This is a genomic window from Sorangium sp. So ce1036, from assembly GCF_051369805.1.
Taxonomy (GTDB): domain Bacteria; phylum Myxococcota_A; class Polyangia; order Polyangiales; family Polyangiaceae; genus Sorangium; species Sorangium cellulosum_F.
The window spans coordinates 8,004,258-8,018,714 of sequence record NZ_JBBMOX010000001.1 but is presented as its reverse complement, the minus strand read 5'-3'; the positions used below and the strand labels follow the sequence as shown (position 1 = coordinate 8,018,714).

At 72.8% G+C, this 14,457-nt stretch carries 13 protein-coding genes; 7 read left to right on the top strand and 6 right to left on the bottom strand.

All coding sequences use genetic code 11. The annotated features are described in order from the left end of the window. Window positions 1-266 precede the first annotated feature (266 nt). Complete coding sequence (locus tag WMF31_RS30170) at window positions 267-599, top strand: GNAT family N-acetyltransferase (RefSeq protein ID WP_436605263.1); 333 nt, start codon at window positions 267-269, stop codon at window positions 597-599. Window positions 600-966: 367 nt separating this feature from the next. Here the strand turns inward: WMF31_RS30170 and WMF31_RS30165 are convergent, their stop codons facing one another. From WMF31_RS30165 to WMF31_RS30155, 3 genes are all read right to left on the bottom strand, one after another. Beyond that, window positions 967-1,605 carry a Uma2 family endonuclease gene (locus tag WMF31_RS30165; RefSeq protein WP_436605262.1) on the bottom strand — a complete coding sequence of 213 codons (639 nt, stop codon included), beginning with the start codon at window positions 1,603-1,605 and terminating at the stop codon, window positions 967-969. A gap of 68 nt (window positions 1,606-1,673) precedes the next feature. Next, on the bottom strand, window positions 1,674-2,462 hold the full coding sequence (locus WMF31_RS30160) for a hypothetical protein (RefSeq protein ID WP_436605261.1): 789 nt from the start codon (window positions 2,460-2,462) through the stop codon (window positions 1,674-1,676). Beyond that, window positions 2,459-3,787 (bottom strand): AAA family ATPase, encoded by a 1,329-nt coding sequence (locus tag WMF31_RS30155; RefSeq protein ID WP_436605260.1) that lies wholly within the window; start codon window positions 3,785-3,787, stop codon window positions 2,459-2,461. Before WMF31_RS30155 ends, WMF31_RS30160 begins: the two co-directional genes overlap by 4 nt. Before the next feature lie 176 nt (window positions 3,788-3,963). On the opposite strand from WMF31_RS30155, the gene WMF31_RS30150 reads away from it, so the two are divergent. Continuing rightward, window positions 3,964-5,178 (top strand): DNA polymerase IV, encoded by a 1,215-nt coding sequence (locus WMF31_RS30150; RefSeq protein WP_436605259.1) that lies wholly within the window; start codon window positions 3,964-3,966, stop codon window positions 5,176-5,178. Between the two features lie 210 nt (window positions 5,179-5,388). Further along, entirely contained in the window at window positions 5,389-6,465 is a 1,077-nt protein-coding gene (locus tag WMF31_RS30145) for a hypothetical protein (protein WP_436605258.1), read from the top strand. A 416-nt stretch (window positions 6,466-6,881) separates the two neighbouring features. On the opposite strand, the gene WMF31_RS30140 is transcribed toward WMF31_RS30145, so the two are convergent. Then, window positions 6,882-8,219 carry a YeiH family protein gene (locus WMF31_RS30140; RefSeq protein WP_436605257.1) on the bottom strand — a complete coding sequence of 446 codons (1,338 nt, stop codon included), beginning with the start codon at window positions 8,217-8,219 and terminating at the stop codon, window positions 6,882-6,884. A 139-nt stretch (window positions 8,220-8,358) separates the two neighbouring features. Between WMF31_RS30140 and WMF31_RS30135 the strand changes: the two genes are divergently transcribed. Continuing rightward, window positions 8,359-9,225 carry a HipA family kinase gene (locus WMF31_RS30135; RefSeq protein ID WP_436605256.1) on the top strand — a complete coding sequence of 289 codons (867 nt, stop codon included), beginning with the start codon at window positions 8,359-8,361 and terminating at the stop codon, window positions 9,223-9,225. Then, window positions 9,206-9,628, top strand: a complete 423-nt coding sequence (locus WMF31_RS30130) for a DUF3037 domain-containing protein (RefSeq protein ID WP_436605255.1) — start codon at window positions 9,206-9,208, stop codon at window positions 9,626-9,628. The genes WMF31_RS30135 and WMF31_RS30130 overlap by 20 nt, the downstream gene beginning before the upstream one ends. 92 nt (window positions 9,629-9,720) lie before the next feature. Here WMF31_RS30130 and WMF31_RS30125 read toward each other — a convergent pair whose 3' ends face one another. Then, a complete protein-coding gene (locus tag WMF31_RS30125; protein ID WP_436605254.1) occupies window positions 9,721-11,310 on the bottom strand; it encodes an FAD-dependent oxidoreductase in 1,590 nt (529 codons plus the stop codon). Window positions 11,311-11,548: 238 nt separating this feature from the next. Between WMF31_RS30125 and WMF31_RS30120 the strand changes: the two genes are divergently transcribed. After that, a complete protein-coding gene (locus WMF31_RS30120) occupies window positions 11,549-12,262 on the top strand; it encodes a GNAT family N-acetyltransferase (protein WP_436605253.1) in 714 nt (237 codons plus the stop codon). 108 nt (window positions 12,263-12,370) lie between these two features. Here the strand turns inward: WMF31_RS30120 and ylqF are convergent, their stop codons facing one another. Continuing rightward, window positions 12,371-13,252 carry a ribosome biogenesis GTPase YlqF gene (gene ylqF, locus WMF31_RS30115; protein WP_436605252.1) on the bottom strand — a complete coding sequence of 294 codons (882 nt, stop codon included), beginning with the start codon at window positions 13,250-13,252 and terminating at the stop codon, window positions 12,371-12,373. 136 nt (window positions 13,253-13,388) lie between these two features. Here ylqF and WMF31_RS30110 point away from each other — a divergent pair, with 136 nt between their 5' ends. After that, window positions 13,389-14,309: a class I SAM-dependent methyltransferase gene (locus WMF31_RS30110; RefSeq protein WP_436605251.1), complete on the top strand. Its 921-nt coding sequence runs from the start codon at window positions 13,389-13,391 to the stop codon at window positions 14,307-14,309. Window positions 14,310-14,457 lie beyond the last annotated feature (148 nt).

Genomic DNA, 14,457 nt, shown 5'->3' with positions numbered 1-14,457 from the left:
TTCGCCCGGCTGGCCCGCCGCTTCGAGTGGAAGATCGATCGCCACGACCGCCCCGCGGATCTCGGCGCGCGGCTGCGGGCCGCCGGGCTCCAGCCGGAGCCCGCCGAGGCGCTCGTCATCGGGGCCGTCGAGGAGGTCGTGGCCGCGACCGCCGACATGGCGCCACCCCCCGGGATCACCCTGCGATGCCCCGACCGCGGCGAGCCGCTCGACGGGATCGCCGCCTTGCAGTCCGCGGTCTCCTGGGCGGGGACTGGGCGTGGCTCGTGGCCGAGCTGGAGCACGAGCTGCACGCCGATCCGACGGCGCTCTCCATCCACGTCGCCGAGGCGGGGGGGCGGATCGTCGGCGCCGCGTGGGTGCGCTTTCATCGGGGCACCGAGTTCGCGAGCCTGTGGGGCGGCAGCACCCTGCCGGCGTGGCGCCGGCGCGGGATTTACCGCGGCCTCGTCGCACGGCGCGCCCGGCAGGCCCACGGGCGCGGGCTGCGCTACCTGCAGGTGGACGCCTCGCCGGACAGCCGCCCGAGCCTGGAGCGGCTGGGGCTCCGCGCCGTCTCCACGACCACGCCGTATGTGTGGTGCCCGCCGTCCTCGTGAGGCCTGACAGGCTCGACCCGCGCGCCGGTCGCCGTTTCCGGTGCGGCGAGGGCAGCCGAGCTGCTCCGGGGCGACCGTTTCCGGTGTGGGGGGAGCAGCCGAGCTGCTCCGGGGCGACCGTTTCCGGTGTGGCAGGGCCAGCCGAGCTGCTCCGGGGCGACCGTTTCCGGTGTGGCGAGGGCAGCCGAGCTGCCCCGGGGAAACCGTTTCCGGTGTGGCGGGAGCAGCCGAGCTGCTCCGGGGCGACCGTTTCCGGTGTGGCGAGGGCAGCCGAGCTGCCCCGGGGAAACCGTTTCCGGTGTGGCGGGAGCAGCCGAGCTGCTCCGGGAGACCGTTTCCGGTGCCCGGGGGGCGGGCGGCGGACGGGCTAGCGCTCCGCGGTGCCGGCCTGGCCCTCGTCCTCCTCCTCTGGCAGCTCATCCAGCTCTCTCCAGAGCGCGTCGAGGTCCAGCGAAAGCCCCTCGCAACCGGGCGCCTCGTGGACCCCTTCCGAGGCCGAGAGCGCGACGGCATAGCGCCCATCCCGGCCGAGCTCGAAGATCTCCAGCCCGCGGACCTGAGGATCCAGGATCCAGGTGAAGCGCACCCCGAACCTGGCGTACTCGCCCAGCTTCTCGATGCGATCGCGGCGCGCGTCCCGCGGTCGCGGCGAGGTGACCTCGATCACGACGCCGGGCGGCCGGTTCGCCTTCGCCATCGGGCTCCCTCGCGCGGGGAGCCGGGCGCCCGGCAGGTACATGGAGACGTCCGGTTTGCGGCCGCGCTCCTGCGCCCTCATGCCGAGCTTGAGCTCCGAGCCGAAGACGCGTCCACCCCGCAGGGAGGCCCACACGCCGAGGACGCGCATCAGCCACGCGACCACCGCCGCATGGAGAACGCTCGGTATCTCTTCCTCCTCGACCCGGCCGTCGACGAGCTCCCCCGCCTCGTCCTCATCGAGGTCAGCCCAGGCCTCGAGCGTCAGCCTCGCCGGCTCGCCCGCGCCGGACGCGAACCCTGTCGCCATGACCGGAGCGTAGCAGGATGATGGGGCCTCCCTGATCGATGGCAGGGCTCGCCCGCGCCGATCGCCTTTCAGGCGTGCGTGCGGGCGAGGGCTGCGCAGAGATCAGCGCAGTCCAGGAGCCCGATCACGGCGGCTGCATAGGATTTGTTCGCCTCGAAGACCTCGTCCGCCGGGAATGCGCGCTGCGCCAGGTCCAGGTGGTGCTCGGAGCCCAGGCAGAGCTCCGCCTTGGGATCCTCCAGCTCGTCGAGCGCCCCGCGGTCCGCTGCCCACCCGTCGATCTTGGCGACATGCCGGCCACATGCGACCTGGCACAGCCTGCGCGCCTCGGCGGTGTTCTGGTAGAGCCATGCCTCGATGCTGCGGAAGGGAGTGAGCCGCAGCAGACGCGCGACGGCTGCTGCGGCGGCCCGGGCGATGTCCTGGTCCGATGTCGTGAGCGCGTCGCGGGCGCGCTGGCGGCGCAGCGCGTTGTCGATACCGGGCTGCACGTAGGTGCTCACGAACTCAGCGAACTTCGGGACGTTCTCGCTCGAGGCGCGCTCGGCCCATCGGCGATCGCCGTCCACGTGGAAGGCGACGAACCCGATCGGATCCTCGATGAGCTTCGCGGCGATCGCCCGGCCGAGGAGCACGATCTTCTGGCGATCGAACGGGTTTCTGCTCTTCCACAGGTTGCCGCGCATGGCGCGCTGCGCCTGCTCATCCTGCGGCTCGAACGCGATGAGGTGGGTCCGACACGCGGAATCCATGAGCAGCAGCATCTTCTTCACGAGCGCTGCGATGGTCTCGCAACTGCCCGCGGCGCTGTCCTCCGTGAGGACCAGAATGGACAGGCGGGCCTGCTCCCGGGTCACCACAGGCCCTTCGTCCTCAGGATCTCGCTCACCTGGAGCGCTTCGGTCCGGTACGCACGGAAGAAGGCGTTCGCGCTCTCCTCGTCCATGTTGGCCCAGACCGTTCGGCGGCGCCCTTCATGGCGCTCGCGGCGGCAGAGGATGAAGCACCGCCGGACATCCTCGGCGGAGGTGAAGGGGAGGAAGTCGAGCAGGAGGGGATTTTGGCTGGTCAGGAACGATTGCCGATCGACGAGCCGCCCGAGGCAGGCCTCGATCCAGTCGTAATGAAGACCGTTCACCAGCTCGTCGGCGATGACGATGTCCTCGCTCACCGCGAGGTAATGGAAGAACGACAAGAGCCGCTTCTGTCCGTAGCTGAGCGCATCGTGGGTGATGACGGAGCCGTCTTCCAAGGTGAAGGTGAAGGCGAGGCCCGCATAGAGCAGTTCCTCGCCTGCGGGCGTGACCTTCTTCGAGTGGAGGAGCAAGATCAGGTCGGAGGCAGAATACTGGAACAGCTCTGCCGCATCACGAAGAAAGGGCAGCTCGGTGTGCGGCAGGCTGGGGTTCTTGGCCTCGAGCAACGTGGGGTTGCTCTCGATGAGGCGTGTTATCTCGGGAGGGATCCGTGGCGATATCTTGACGCTCACATCCCCGACGCCGGTCCTCAAGATGCTGAGCATGGGAGATTCGATGCAATCGCCAGACTCCTCCGCGAGGGACTCTCCCGTCATTTCCTCGAAGGCGCGTAACGCCTCGTCGAACCTCCCCCTCCCGCGAGGGTTGAGGATCTCATCCCACATGGCGTCGAACCACTCAGGGCCGAGATCCATGGGTGCTTCATAGAAGACGTCCTGAAGTGCCCAGAGCAAGAAACCCGGCTGGAAAGGATCGGACACCGGGATCTCTGTGTCAGGAACGAGGGTGTCGTCGACAAAGCGTTCGCTTTTCAAGGGCGTCACCGAGACGCGGTGTGTTGGTGTTGCGTGATGAAATCGGACCCGTGCCTCGTAGGACCACGCTGGGCTGCTGCTCTCCGCGAGGTGCTTCGGAAGCCGACCTCGTGCGGGGCGCGGCTCGGGGGTCGATCTCTCGGACAGGTCGTTTCGAATCGAGACCAGGAGGCTCACGCCGACCGATTCGATCTCATACTCCAGCGCGAAGTCCTCCCCCTCCAGCGCTGCGAAATTCGACGCCAGCGCCATCGCGATGAGCTTCAGCAGCGTCGTCTTCCCCGTTCCGTTCTGGCCAAGGAGCACGTTGAACGTGTCGTTGAAGACGAGCTCCGTTCCTGGCACCAGCCCCCGGAACCTCTCGATCCGCAGCCGCTTCAGCTTTGCCATACGCCTCGTCTGGGTGTACCGCGCCCCCGCACACCCGAGCAAGCTCGGCCTGCGGCGGGGATCCGTCCGCGAGCGCGCCCGCCGCCGGCGCGATCGCCCGGCCGGCGCACCCGCTCTCCGCCCTCCGGGATCGGTTGATCCCGGCGCGCATCTCGAGTGCGATCCTCGCCCCCGCGATGCGCCAGATCCTCCACATCGACATGGACGCGTTCTTCGCGTCGGTCGAGCAGCTCGACGACCCGTCGCTGCGCGGCCGCCCGGTCCTGGTCGGCGGCGCCTCGCGGCGCGGCGTGGTCGCGGCCGCCTCGTACGAGGCGCGCCCCTCCGGCGCCCGCTCGGCGATGCCCATGGCCGAGGCGATCCGCCGCTGCCCGCAGGCGGTCGTCGTGCCGGTGCGGCACGCCCGCTACGCCGAGGTGAGCGCGCAGATCTTCGCGATCTTCCGCCGCTTCACCCCGCTCGTGGAGGGGCTGTCGCTCGACGAGGCGTTCCTCGACGTGACCGCGAGCCGCGCGCTCTTCGGCGACGGCCAGGCGATCGCGGCGCAGATCAAGCGCGCCGTGCGCGGCGAGATCGGGCTCACGGCGTCGGCCGGGGTCGCGCCGTGCAAGTTCGCCGCGAAGATCGCGAGCGATCTGCAGAAGCCCGACGGGCTCGTCGTGGTCCCCGAGGACGTCGCCGCTTTCCTCGCGCCGCTGCCGCTCGAGCGCATGTGGGGCGTGGGCCCGCGCGCCGCCGAGCGCCTGCGCCGCGCGGGGCTCGCGACGATCGGCGATCTCGCGCGCTGCCCGGCGCCGCGCCTCCACGAGCTCCTCGGCCCCGCGTGGGGCGAGCACGTCCGGCTCCTCGCGGCCGGGATCGACGCGCGCGAGGTCGTCCCGGGCCGCAAGGCGGAGTCGATCGGCGCCGAGGAGACGGTCGAGGAGGACCTCCTGGGCAGGGAGCCGATCGAGCGCTGGCTGCTCGAGCTGTCCGGCCGCGTCGCGCGGCGCCTGCTCAAGGCGGGGCTGTCCTGCCGCGCCGTGACCGTGAAGCTCAAGTACGCGGACTTCACGCTGCGGACCCGCCAGACCTCGCTGTCCGAGCCGGTTTGCGACACGGACTCGATCCATGCGTGCGCGAAGGGGCTGCTGTCGCGGTTCGACCTGTCGCGCCCCGTGCGGCTCGTCGGCGTCGCCGCGGGCGATCTGACGACCGAGACCGCCGGGCCGACCCTGAGCCTGTTTCCCGTCGCCTCGGAGCGCCGCCGCCGCCTGGAGGGCGTCGTGGCGGAGGTGGCCGAGCGGTTCGGGGGAAAGGGGCTCACGCGCGCGGCGCTCCTGGATCCGCCGGGGTCGGGGGATCGCGGCGCGGTCGCGGGCGGGCGCATAGGGGCGCGGGAGAGGAAGTAGGCGCACCGCCCCGGTCCTGCGCCCGCACCGCGGGGCGCGTGGGACTCTTGCTCTCACGGAGTTGCCGTTGAGAACATTTTTACTTCCGGATAGCGTCTCGGGCGGGCGCGGCTGGTTCGGAGAGAGCTCGGGTACGGGAGTACGGCAAGAGCAGGTACGGCGAACGGCGCTCGGCCGCGCAGCCACGCGTGGAACAGAAGAGAGGGTAGTATGAGGTCGTTTCTTTCGTTGGCGATGTGCGGGGTGCTGGTCGGCTCGTTCGCCCTGGCGGGTTGCGGTGACGATGACGAGGGGACCGGCGGCAGCGGTGGGGCCGGCGGGGAGGGCGGGAGCTCCACCACGACCACCGGGGTTGGCGGCGAGGGCGGCGGAGGCGAAGGCGGCGCGGGCGAAGGCGGCGCGGGCGAGGGCGGCGCGGGCGAGGGCGGCGCGGGCGAGGGCGGCGCGGGCGAGGGCGGTGGCGACACCGGTATCGGCCCGGACGAGAGCTGCTCGGGCTGCGCCCGGCTGTCGGTGCCGCTCACCGAGAGCGGGCAAGCAACGCAGTTCCTCGTCACGTTCGACGAGCCGGTGGACCTGACCGGCGCCACCATCACGTACCGCGTGAAGACGTACGCCGGCACCAGCGGCGGCGTGCAGCCGTACGTGCAGAACGGGGATGCGCTGGCGTGGGCGACCGCGGGCTGGGGGTGGAATCCCGTCAGCGAGCTGAAGGAGTGGACGGACATCACGATCGACGTCGATGCCGCGGTCGTGCCCGAGGGGTCTGCCCCGTTCGACAAGTCGCAGGTGCTGATGTTCGGGCTTCAGATCACCGCGGGCGACGAGGGCCCCTGGACCAACCCGACCGTGGTCTACGTCGACTCCATCACCGTTACGAGGCCCGCCAGCGCGGGCGGCGAGGGAGCCGGCGGGGCCGGCGGCGCGGGTGACGGCGGGGCCGGCGGCGCGGGTGACGGCGGGGCCGGCGGCGCGGGCGACGGCGGGGCCGGCGGCGAGGGAGCCGGCGGGGCCGGCGGCGAGGGAGCCGGCGGGGCCGGCGGCGCGGGCGACGGCGGGGCCGGCGGCGCGGGCGACGGCGGGGCCGGCGGCGCGGGCGGCGGCGGGGCCGGCGGCGCGGGCGGCGGCGCGGGCGACGGCGGGGCCGGCGGCGCGGGCGGCGGCGAGCCGAGCGTCGAGGTGATTCACGTGGTCGGTCCGTTCGAGTTCACGGCCGACGCGGAGCCGCTGGAGATCGGCTCGTACATGCCCGTGTCGGGCTCGACGCTGCTCCACCTCGCCGAGTGATGCAGGCCGGCCTCGGGCGCTCGCTCTCGCGCTGCCGCGCGGAGCGGCGCCCGGGCGCGGCGCCCGGGCGAGCCGCCACCCTCGTCAGGGCGACTACCCGTGATGGGACTTGCCCTGACCGCGGTAACGCTTCCAGTGATGTCGCTTGTTCTTGTTCTTCGGCCTGCTGTTGTTGGAGAGGCCGATGGACGTCTTCTTGGTCGATAGCGGCATGATCCCTCCCTGGCGCCGGTGCGGCGCCAGCAACAGGGGGTCGGAGGCCGACGACGCGACCCCGCGGAGCGCCGCTCCACACGACGCCGGCCGACCGGACGCCCACCCCCCAGGCCGGCGCTCGCAGGCGGGCGCGCTCGTCGCGCGCGACCCCCGCGCGGCGAGCCGCCGGGCCGGAGCGCAGGATGGCACCTAGATGGCGCCTACCGGATCGCGGGCGGGGGGAAGAGGAGCCCGCCGAAGAGCAGGAAGGCGATGAGCAGCGTCCAGACCAGGTTGATGAGCTGCGCGCCGATGAAGGCGAGCGCGGGGCGGCCCCCGTCCATCTTGAGCACGGAGCCGAAGTGGGTCTCCAGCCCGATCGAGGTGAACGCGAGCGCGAACCACGTCGTGCGCAGGCCGCCGATGGTGCCCTTGGTCTCCGTGACCACGGCCGGATCGACCAGGAACGAGAAGAGGAGCGACGTGGCGAGGAACCCGAGGACGAACTTGGGAAAGCGCTCCCAGATGAGGCGCGCGGTCGGGCGGGGCGCGCCGGCGCTCGCGTTGCGCAGGGTCCACCAGAGCGACAGGATGAACGCGGCCACGCCGAGCAGGACGTTCTGGGAGAACTTGACGATGGTGCCGGCCTTGAGCGCCCGCTCGCTGATGAGCGCGCCCGCCGCGACGACGGAGCCCGTCGTGTCGAGCGTCCCGCCGAGCCACGCGCCGCCGACGAGATCGGGGATGCCGAGCGCCTTCACGATCCAGGGCTGGAGGAAGATCATCGGCAGCGCCACGAGGAGCACGAGCGAGCTGACATACGACAGCTTCCTGCGATCGCCCTGGATCGCGCCGCAGGCCGCGATCGCGGCGGAGACGCCGCAGATGGACACGGCGGTGGAGAGCATCACCGCGAACTCGTCGTCGACCCGCAGGCGGCGGGCGAGCCAGAAGCAGGCATACCAGACGACGAGCACGACGAGCAGCGATTGCAGGATGCCGAAGGCGCCGGCCTTCAGGATCTCCTGGAACAGGATGCCTGCGCCGAGGAGGACGAGGCCGGTCTTGATGTAGTACTCGGTCTGGACCGCCTCGCGCAGCCAGCCGGGGAGACCGATCACGTTGCTGATGAAGAGCCCGAGGAGCAGGGCGAAGATGACGTACTCGACGCCGTAATGGTGCACGACGGCGTTGCCGGCGAGCACCTGGGCGAGCCAGCTCAGGCCGTAGACGACAGGGAAGCCGAGCGCGTAGCGGGCGAGGTCGCGGCCGAGGAGCACGACGCCGACCGCGGAGACGGCGAGCAGCGCGAGGCCGACCTGGAGAGAGCTCCAGAGGTTCGCCGCGGAGAGGACGGTGGAGGTGAGCTCGGCGGCGCTGCCCCACTTGAGGGTGGGGAGCGCGGGCCGGAGGCCGGCGAGGAGAGGGAGGAGGGTCAGCGCGCCGAGGACGACCGCGATCCAGTCCTCGTTGCGCCAGAAGGGGAGGGGGGCGGCGGCTGGAGGACCGCTGTCCGGGGTCGATGGCGTGTCTGGGACGGGGGCTGCTGGCGTTGTCATGAGGCGCGACAGTATCGAGATCAGAGGAAAGGGTCCACCCGCGTGTCCTCCCGCGGTTCCCGCCGTTTCGTGGGCCATCCGCCGATCCGCACTCCGCCGGCGACGTGCGGCGCGCCGAGATGCGCTATGTTGCCGCGGCATGATCCGGACCGTCCACACCACACGCTACGTCACCCCCCTCCGGGAGGGGGGATCGACGCCCGCCCTCGTGGAGGCGGATGACGACGGGCTCTACGTGATGAAGCTCCGCGGCGCGGGCCAGGGGCCGAAGGCGCTGATCGCGGAGCTCGTCGCGGGCGAGATCGGGCGCGCGCTCGGGCTGCCGGTGCCGGAGATCGTGTTCATCGAGCTCGATCCGGAGTTCGGGCGCGCCGAGCCGGATCCGGAGCTGTCCGACCTCCTGTCGGCGAGCGCCGGCCTGAACCTCGCGCTCGACTTCCTCCCCGGCTCCCTCGCCTTCCATCCGCTCGTGGGCCCGGCGCTCGACCCGGCGCTCGCGTCGGCCGTCGTCTGGTTCGACGCCTTCGTGAGCAACGTGGACCGGACGCCCAAGAACCCGAACCTGCTCCTGTGGCACCGCCGCCTCTGGCTGATCGACCACGGCGCGGCGCTCTACGTGCACCACGCCTGGACCGACACGACGGATCCGCGCGCCGACGCCGCCGACCGCTTCCCCCTCATCCAGAACCACGTGCTGCTGCCGTTCGCCGGGGATCTCGCCGCCGCCGACGCCGCGCTGAGCGCGCTGCTCACGCCCGAGCGGATCGCGGAGATCGTCGCCGCGATCCCCGACGCGTGGCTGGTCGAGCAGGAGCCCCCGGTCCGGCTGTTCGGCGAGCGGCGCGCGGCGGCCCCGGCGAGCGCGTTCGAGGAAGCGCAGCCGCCTCCGGCGCCCCCGCCGAGCGCAGCGGCGCGGCGCGCGGCGTACGCCGCCTACCTGACCCACCGCCTCGCGTCCCCGCGGGGCTTCGTCGAGGAGGCGCTCGATGCCCGAGCCCGACGCTAGCCCGCCGCGCGCCGGCGGCGCCCGCGAGGCGTTCGACTACGCCGTGCTCCGCGTGGTCCCGCGGGTGGAGCGCGGCGAGCGCATGAACGTCGGGGTAATCCTCTTCTGCCGCGCCCAGGGCTTCCTCGACGCGCGCGCCGAGCTCGACGCGCGGCGCCTGCTCGCCCTCGCGCCCGACCTCGATCTCGAGGCGGTCGGTCACCACCTCGACTTCGTCCGTCGCGTCTGCGCCGGGGATCCGGCCTGCGGCTTCGTCGCGGGGCTCCCGCAGGCCGAGCGCTTCGGCTGGCTGGTGTCGCCGGCCAGCACCATCGTCCAGCCCTCGCGCGTCCACGCGGGCCTCTCTGCCGATCCGGCGGCGGCGCTCGAGCGGCTGCTCGCGGAGCTGGTGCGGCTGGGATAGAGCGGGCCGGGACGGCAGGAACGTGACGCGCGTAACTCGACCGGCTGCAGACGGGGATCGAGGCCTCGTGGCGCTGCCGCTCGCGCAGGCGCTCATCCGGCGAGGGCGGCGCTGTCCGCCCGGCGGGCGCCGGGCATCACGCCCGCGAGCAGGCCGCGGCGCGGCACCGACCAGAGGGGCTCGCTCTCGACGCGGAGGCGCGCGAGGAGGGTGTTCGCCGCGAGGATGCCTGAGCTCGCGGCGCGCTCCATGAGCGCGGTGGGGAAGGGCAGGCGGACGAAATCGCCGGCCACGGCCACGCCGGGCGAGGGCGTCTCGACGCCCGGTCGCTCGGCGCTCGACCCTGGAGCGAAGGCGGGACAATCCTGCCGCCACAGCCAGCGCTCGTGCAGCACGCGCGCGCCGCTCGTCTCCGGATAGAGCCCGTGCAGCCCGGCGAGCAGGTCGGCGCGAATCGCTGCCTCGTCGATCCCCGGCGGGACCGCGTAGGCGTGGAGCTCCACCACGGAACCGCGGGTGCGCTCGGCCCAGCGGCGGCACTCGCCCTGGAAGAGGTGATACAGCGAGATGTTCTCGAGCGGCCCGAAGCCGGCCGTGCCCACGAAGGGGGGCCGCCCCGGCGCGGTCGGTCGATCGAGCCAGAGACGCCAGACCACGAAAGGGCGGGTCAGCGCGAGGCGGGCGACACGCGCGCGCCACGCGGCGTCGCCGAGCGCCGGCGAGCCGGCGACGATCGCCTGCAGCGCGGGCACGGTCACGGCCAGCACCACCGCGTCCGCAGGCAATGGCGCGCGGCCCCCTGCGAGGTGTACCTCCCAGCCGCCCGCGCCGGGCAGGATGCGCGTCGCCTCCGTACCGAGCCGCATGCGCGCGCCGAGCGCCTCGAGGCGGCGCTCGAACGGCCCCCAGAGCGCGACCGAGAACGGCTCGTTCAGCACATCGAAGGGCAGCCCCTCCGGGTTGCCCAGAAAATAGAAATGAAACATGGCAACGAGCTCGGCTGCCGACATCTCGTCCTCGGGATTGAAGAACGAGTGCGCGAAGACATCGAAGAGCATCCGGCGCGCCGGGGGCGGCAGGCGGAGCCCGTCGAGAAACGCCCTCGCCGACTGCGCGTCGAGCTCACGGTAGGTGCGTTCGCCGTCGAAGGCCAGCATCTGCACGCCCGTGCGGAGGTCCGCGCGAACGATGTCCCGGAGCCTGAGCGAGCGCGAGCGCGCCAGCAGGGCGAGGAGGTTCAGCGGGGTCCGGCGGGGCAGCCCTCCGACGGATTCGCGCGCGCCGCCAGGGCCGAGCAACGGATAATCGGAGAGCGGCGTGAGCAGGCGGCGCGCGGGATCGAGCCGCGCGAGCAGCGATCGCAGGTTGTAATACTGCCGGAAGAACGCGTGAAACCCGCGCTCCATCTGAAACGCGGTGCCGTCCGGGAGGTGCTCTGTCCAGGCGCTGATCCGGCCGCCCAGCACCGGCTCGCGCTCGATCAGGGTGACGGAGACGCCGCGCTCGGCGAGCACGGTCGCGGCCGACACGCCGGCGAGGCCGCCGCCGACGACCACCGCCCGGACGGGCGCGGGCACGCGCGAAAAGCCCCGGGAGACGAGGGGCGCGACGCGCTCGCGCCCGCGCGAAAACGGCCACGCCCTTGCCCCCTCCGAGGCGCTCCCCCCACATCGCCTGCGCATGATGGTTCTGTAACGTACTACAATCCACGCAGCGCAGGAGCGGACTCTCCTGACGCTCACCAGAGACGGAATAGGCCGTCCGCGGTCGGTTCGTTACGAACGGAGAGGGAGAGGAAGATCGATGTCGGAAGCAGTGCACACCGGCGGCTGCCTCTGCGGCGCCATCCGCTATCGCCAGGGTTGACGCGCCCGGGCCGCTCGGCGAGGAGCGTGGGACACCCCGTCGGGGCACCCCGTCATGGAACACACGAATTCTCTGATGCAGCCCATCGGTCCCCCTCTCCCCGGCTGGACGCCGCGGCCCCGGCCGCCGCGCGAGGCCATGGTCGGGCGGACCTGCCGGGTCGAGCCGCTCCAGCCCGACCGGCACGCGGCGGACCTCTATGCGGCCAACAGCGCCGACGCGGAGGGGCGAGGCTGGACCTACCTGCCCTACGGGCCGTTCGCGACCCTGCACGACTACCTCGCCTGGATGGAGGCAAAGTGCCTGGGCGACGATCCCCTGTTTCATGCGATCGTCGACGGCGCGACCGGCCGGGCGGTGGGCGTCGCGAGCTACCTGCGGATCGACCCCGGCAACGGTGTCATCGAGGTCGGCCACCTCCGCTTCTCGCCGCTCCTCCAGCGGACGCCGGCCGCGACGGAGGCGATGTACCTGATGATGCGGCGGGTGTTCGAGGAGCTCGGGTACCGGCGCTACGAGTGGAAGTGCGACGCGCTCAACGCCGGCTCGAGGGCGGCGGCGGCGCGGCTCGGGTTCCGGTTCGAGGGCGTGTTCCGGCAGGCCACCGTGTACAAGGGGCGCAGCCGCGACACCGCGTGGTACTCGATCATCGACAGGGAGTGGCCGGCGCTCAGGGCGGCGTTCGAGCGATGGCTCGATCCATCGAACTTCGACGCATCGGGCCGCCAGCGTCAGCGCCTCTCCGCGCTGACGGGGGCCGCCGGGTGACCCCCCGGCAGGGGAGACGGGGCAGGGGGCGCCGAGCGAGCGTCGACGCTGGCGTTGACGCGGACGCTGGCGTGGGGGCCCGGACCGCTCGGGCGGGGGGAGGCACGCTCAGGCGCTGTCGGCGGGCGCCGGCGGCGCCTCCAGGCTGATTCGCCCGAGCCGGCCGGCGCGGAAGTCGTGGACGAGGAGGTCCGACGCCTTGTGCAGGTCCACCGCCCCGCCGCTGCGCAGGCAGCCACGGCGGCGGCCGATCTCGGTGATGAGCTCGAGCGCCGTCGCCGGGAGCTCCTTCAGCTTGTAGCGCTCGACGAGGCGCTCGGGATAGCGCTTCAGGAAGTACCTCGCCGCGAACAGGGCCACGCTCTCGTAGTCGATGGCCGTGTCCGGGATCGCCCCGCCCACGGCCAGACGGTACGAGGCGGCCTCGTCGCCGATCTTGGGCCAGAGGATCCCCGGGTTGTCGGAGAGGACGATGCCGCTCTTCAGGGTCACGAGCTGCTGGCTCTTCGTGACCGCGGGCTCGTCGCCGACCTTGGCCACCTTGCGCTCCATGAGCACGTTGATGATCGTCGACTTGCCCACGTTGGGAATGCCCACGATCATCGCCCGCACCACCCTGCCAGGGCCGCTCCTCTGGGGCGCGAGGCGCTTGCAGAGCTCGGGGATCCGCGTCCGCGCCTCGGACGACTGGGTCGCGGAGAGCGCCAGCGCGAGCACCTTGCCGCCGGGCGTCGCCCCGTCGGGGGCTGCCGGGGGCTCCGCCTCGAGGTGACGGAGCCACGCCCGGGTGACGGCCGGATCGGCCAGGTCGCTCTTGTTCAGCACCTTGATGCACGGCTTCTGTCCGCGCAGCTCGGCGACGACGGGGTTCTCGCTGGACCGCGGCATGCGGGCATCGAGCACCTCGATGATGACGTCCTGGATCGGCATCGACTCGGCGATCGCGCGCCGAGCCCGGGTCATGTGGCCGGGGTACCACTGAATCGACATCAGGAACGAGCTCTATCACGCGCGGGCGCCGGCGCACCGGGCCGCGCGCGGGAGGCGCCGGCGCACCGGGCCGCGCGCGGGGGGGCGCCGGCGCCGCGGCGTTCTCCCCGTCGCGTGGTAGTACCTGGCATTCGCCATGTCGCACGAGCGCCCGAGCCGGACCGCCAGGAAGATCGCGCGGCTCGTGATCCTGATCGACGCGGTGCCCCGGCTCGCCGGGCTGCTGCCGGAGGGCGAGGCCGCCATGGTGGAGGCGATCCTCCACGGATCCGGGGTGGTCAGCCGCCGTGAGATCGCGCTGATGCGCTCGCCGTGGGGCCGCCGGCTCTACAGGGTGTCGGAGGCGTTGACGGTCCGGGGGCAGCTCGTCTGGCTCGGCCTGCGCAAGCGGTGGGTCGCGGATGCGGTCTCCGAGGCCATCGCCGCGGGGGCGACGCAGCTGCTCGTCGTGGGGGCCGGGCTCGACGCGCTCGCGGCGCTCGTCGCTCGCCGCCACCCCGGGGTGACCTGCGTGGAGATCGACGCGCCGGCCACGGCCGAGCCCAAGCGCGCGGGGCTGCGCGCCGCAGGCGCGGAGCGCGACAGCCTGCACCTGTGCGCGGCGGACCTCTCGACCCGACCGCTCGCCGAGGCGCTGCGGGCCACCCCGTGGCGGAGCGACGCGCGCAGCGTCGTCGTGGCCGAGGGCCTGCTCATGTACCTCGACGCGGCGGTCGTGAGGGGGCTGCTCGCGGCGGTGCGCGGCTGCGCGGGTCCTGGCAGCCGCCTCGCGTTCTCCTCCATCTTTGCGGACGACGCCGGCCGACCTCGCGTGGGCGGCGTGGGCGTGCTGGACAGGCCGATGCGCGCGGCGCTGCGCCTCGCCGGCGAGCCCATGCGCTGGGGCATCCGCCCCGAGGCGGTGCGCGCCTTCGTCGAGCCGGCCGGCTACCGGGTGCTCGAGCAGCCCGACCTCGCGGCGCTGCGCCGGCGCTACCTCGCCCCCCTCGGGCTCGCCGACGAGCCGGTCGCGCCGTACGAGCACCTCGTGCTCGCCGAGGTCGCCCCGCCCGCGTGAGGTCGAGTCACGCGCGAGCGCCGGCGGGCGCTCGGCGCTCGAACCCCGCGGGCGGGCGCTCGGCGCTCGAACCCCGCCGCCGGGCGCTCGGCGCTCGAACCCCGCCGCCGGGCGCTCGGCGCTCGAACCGCGCCGGCGGGCGCTGTAT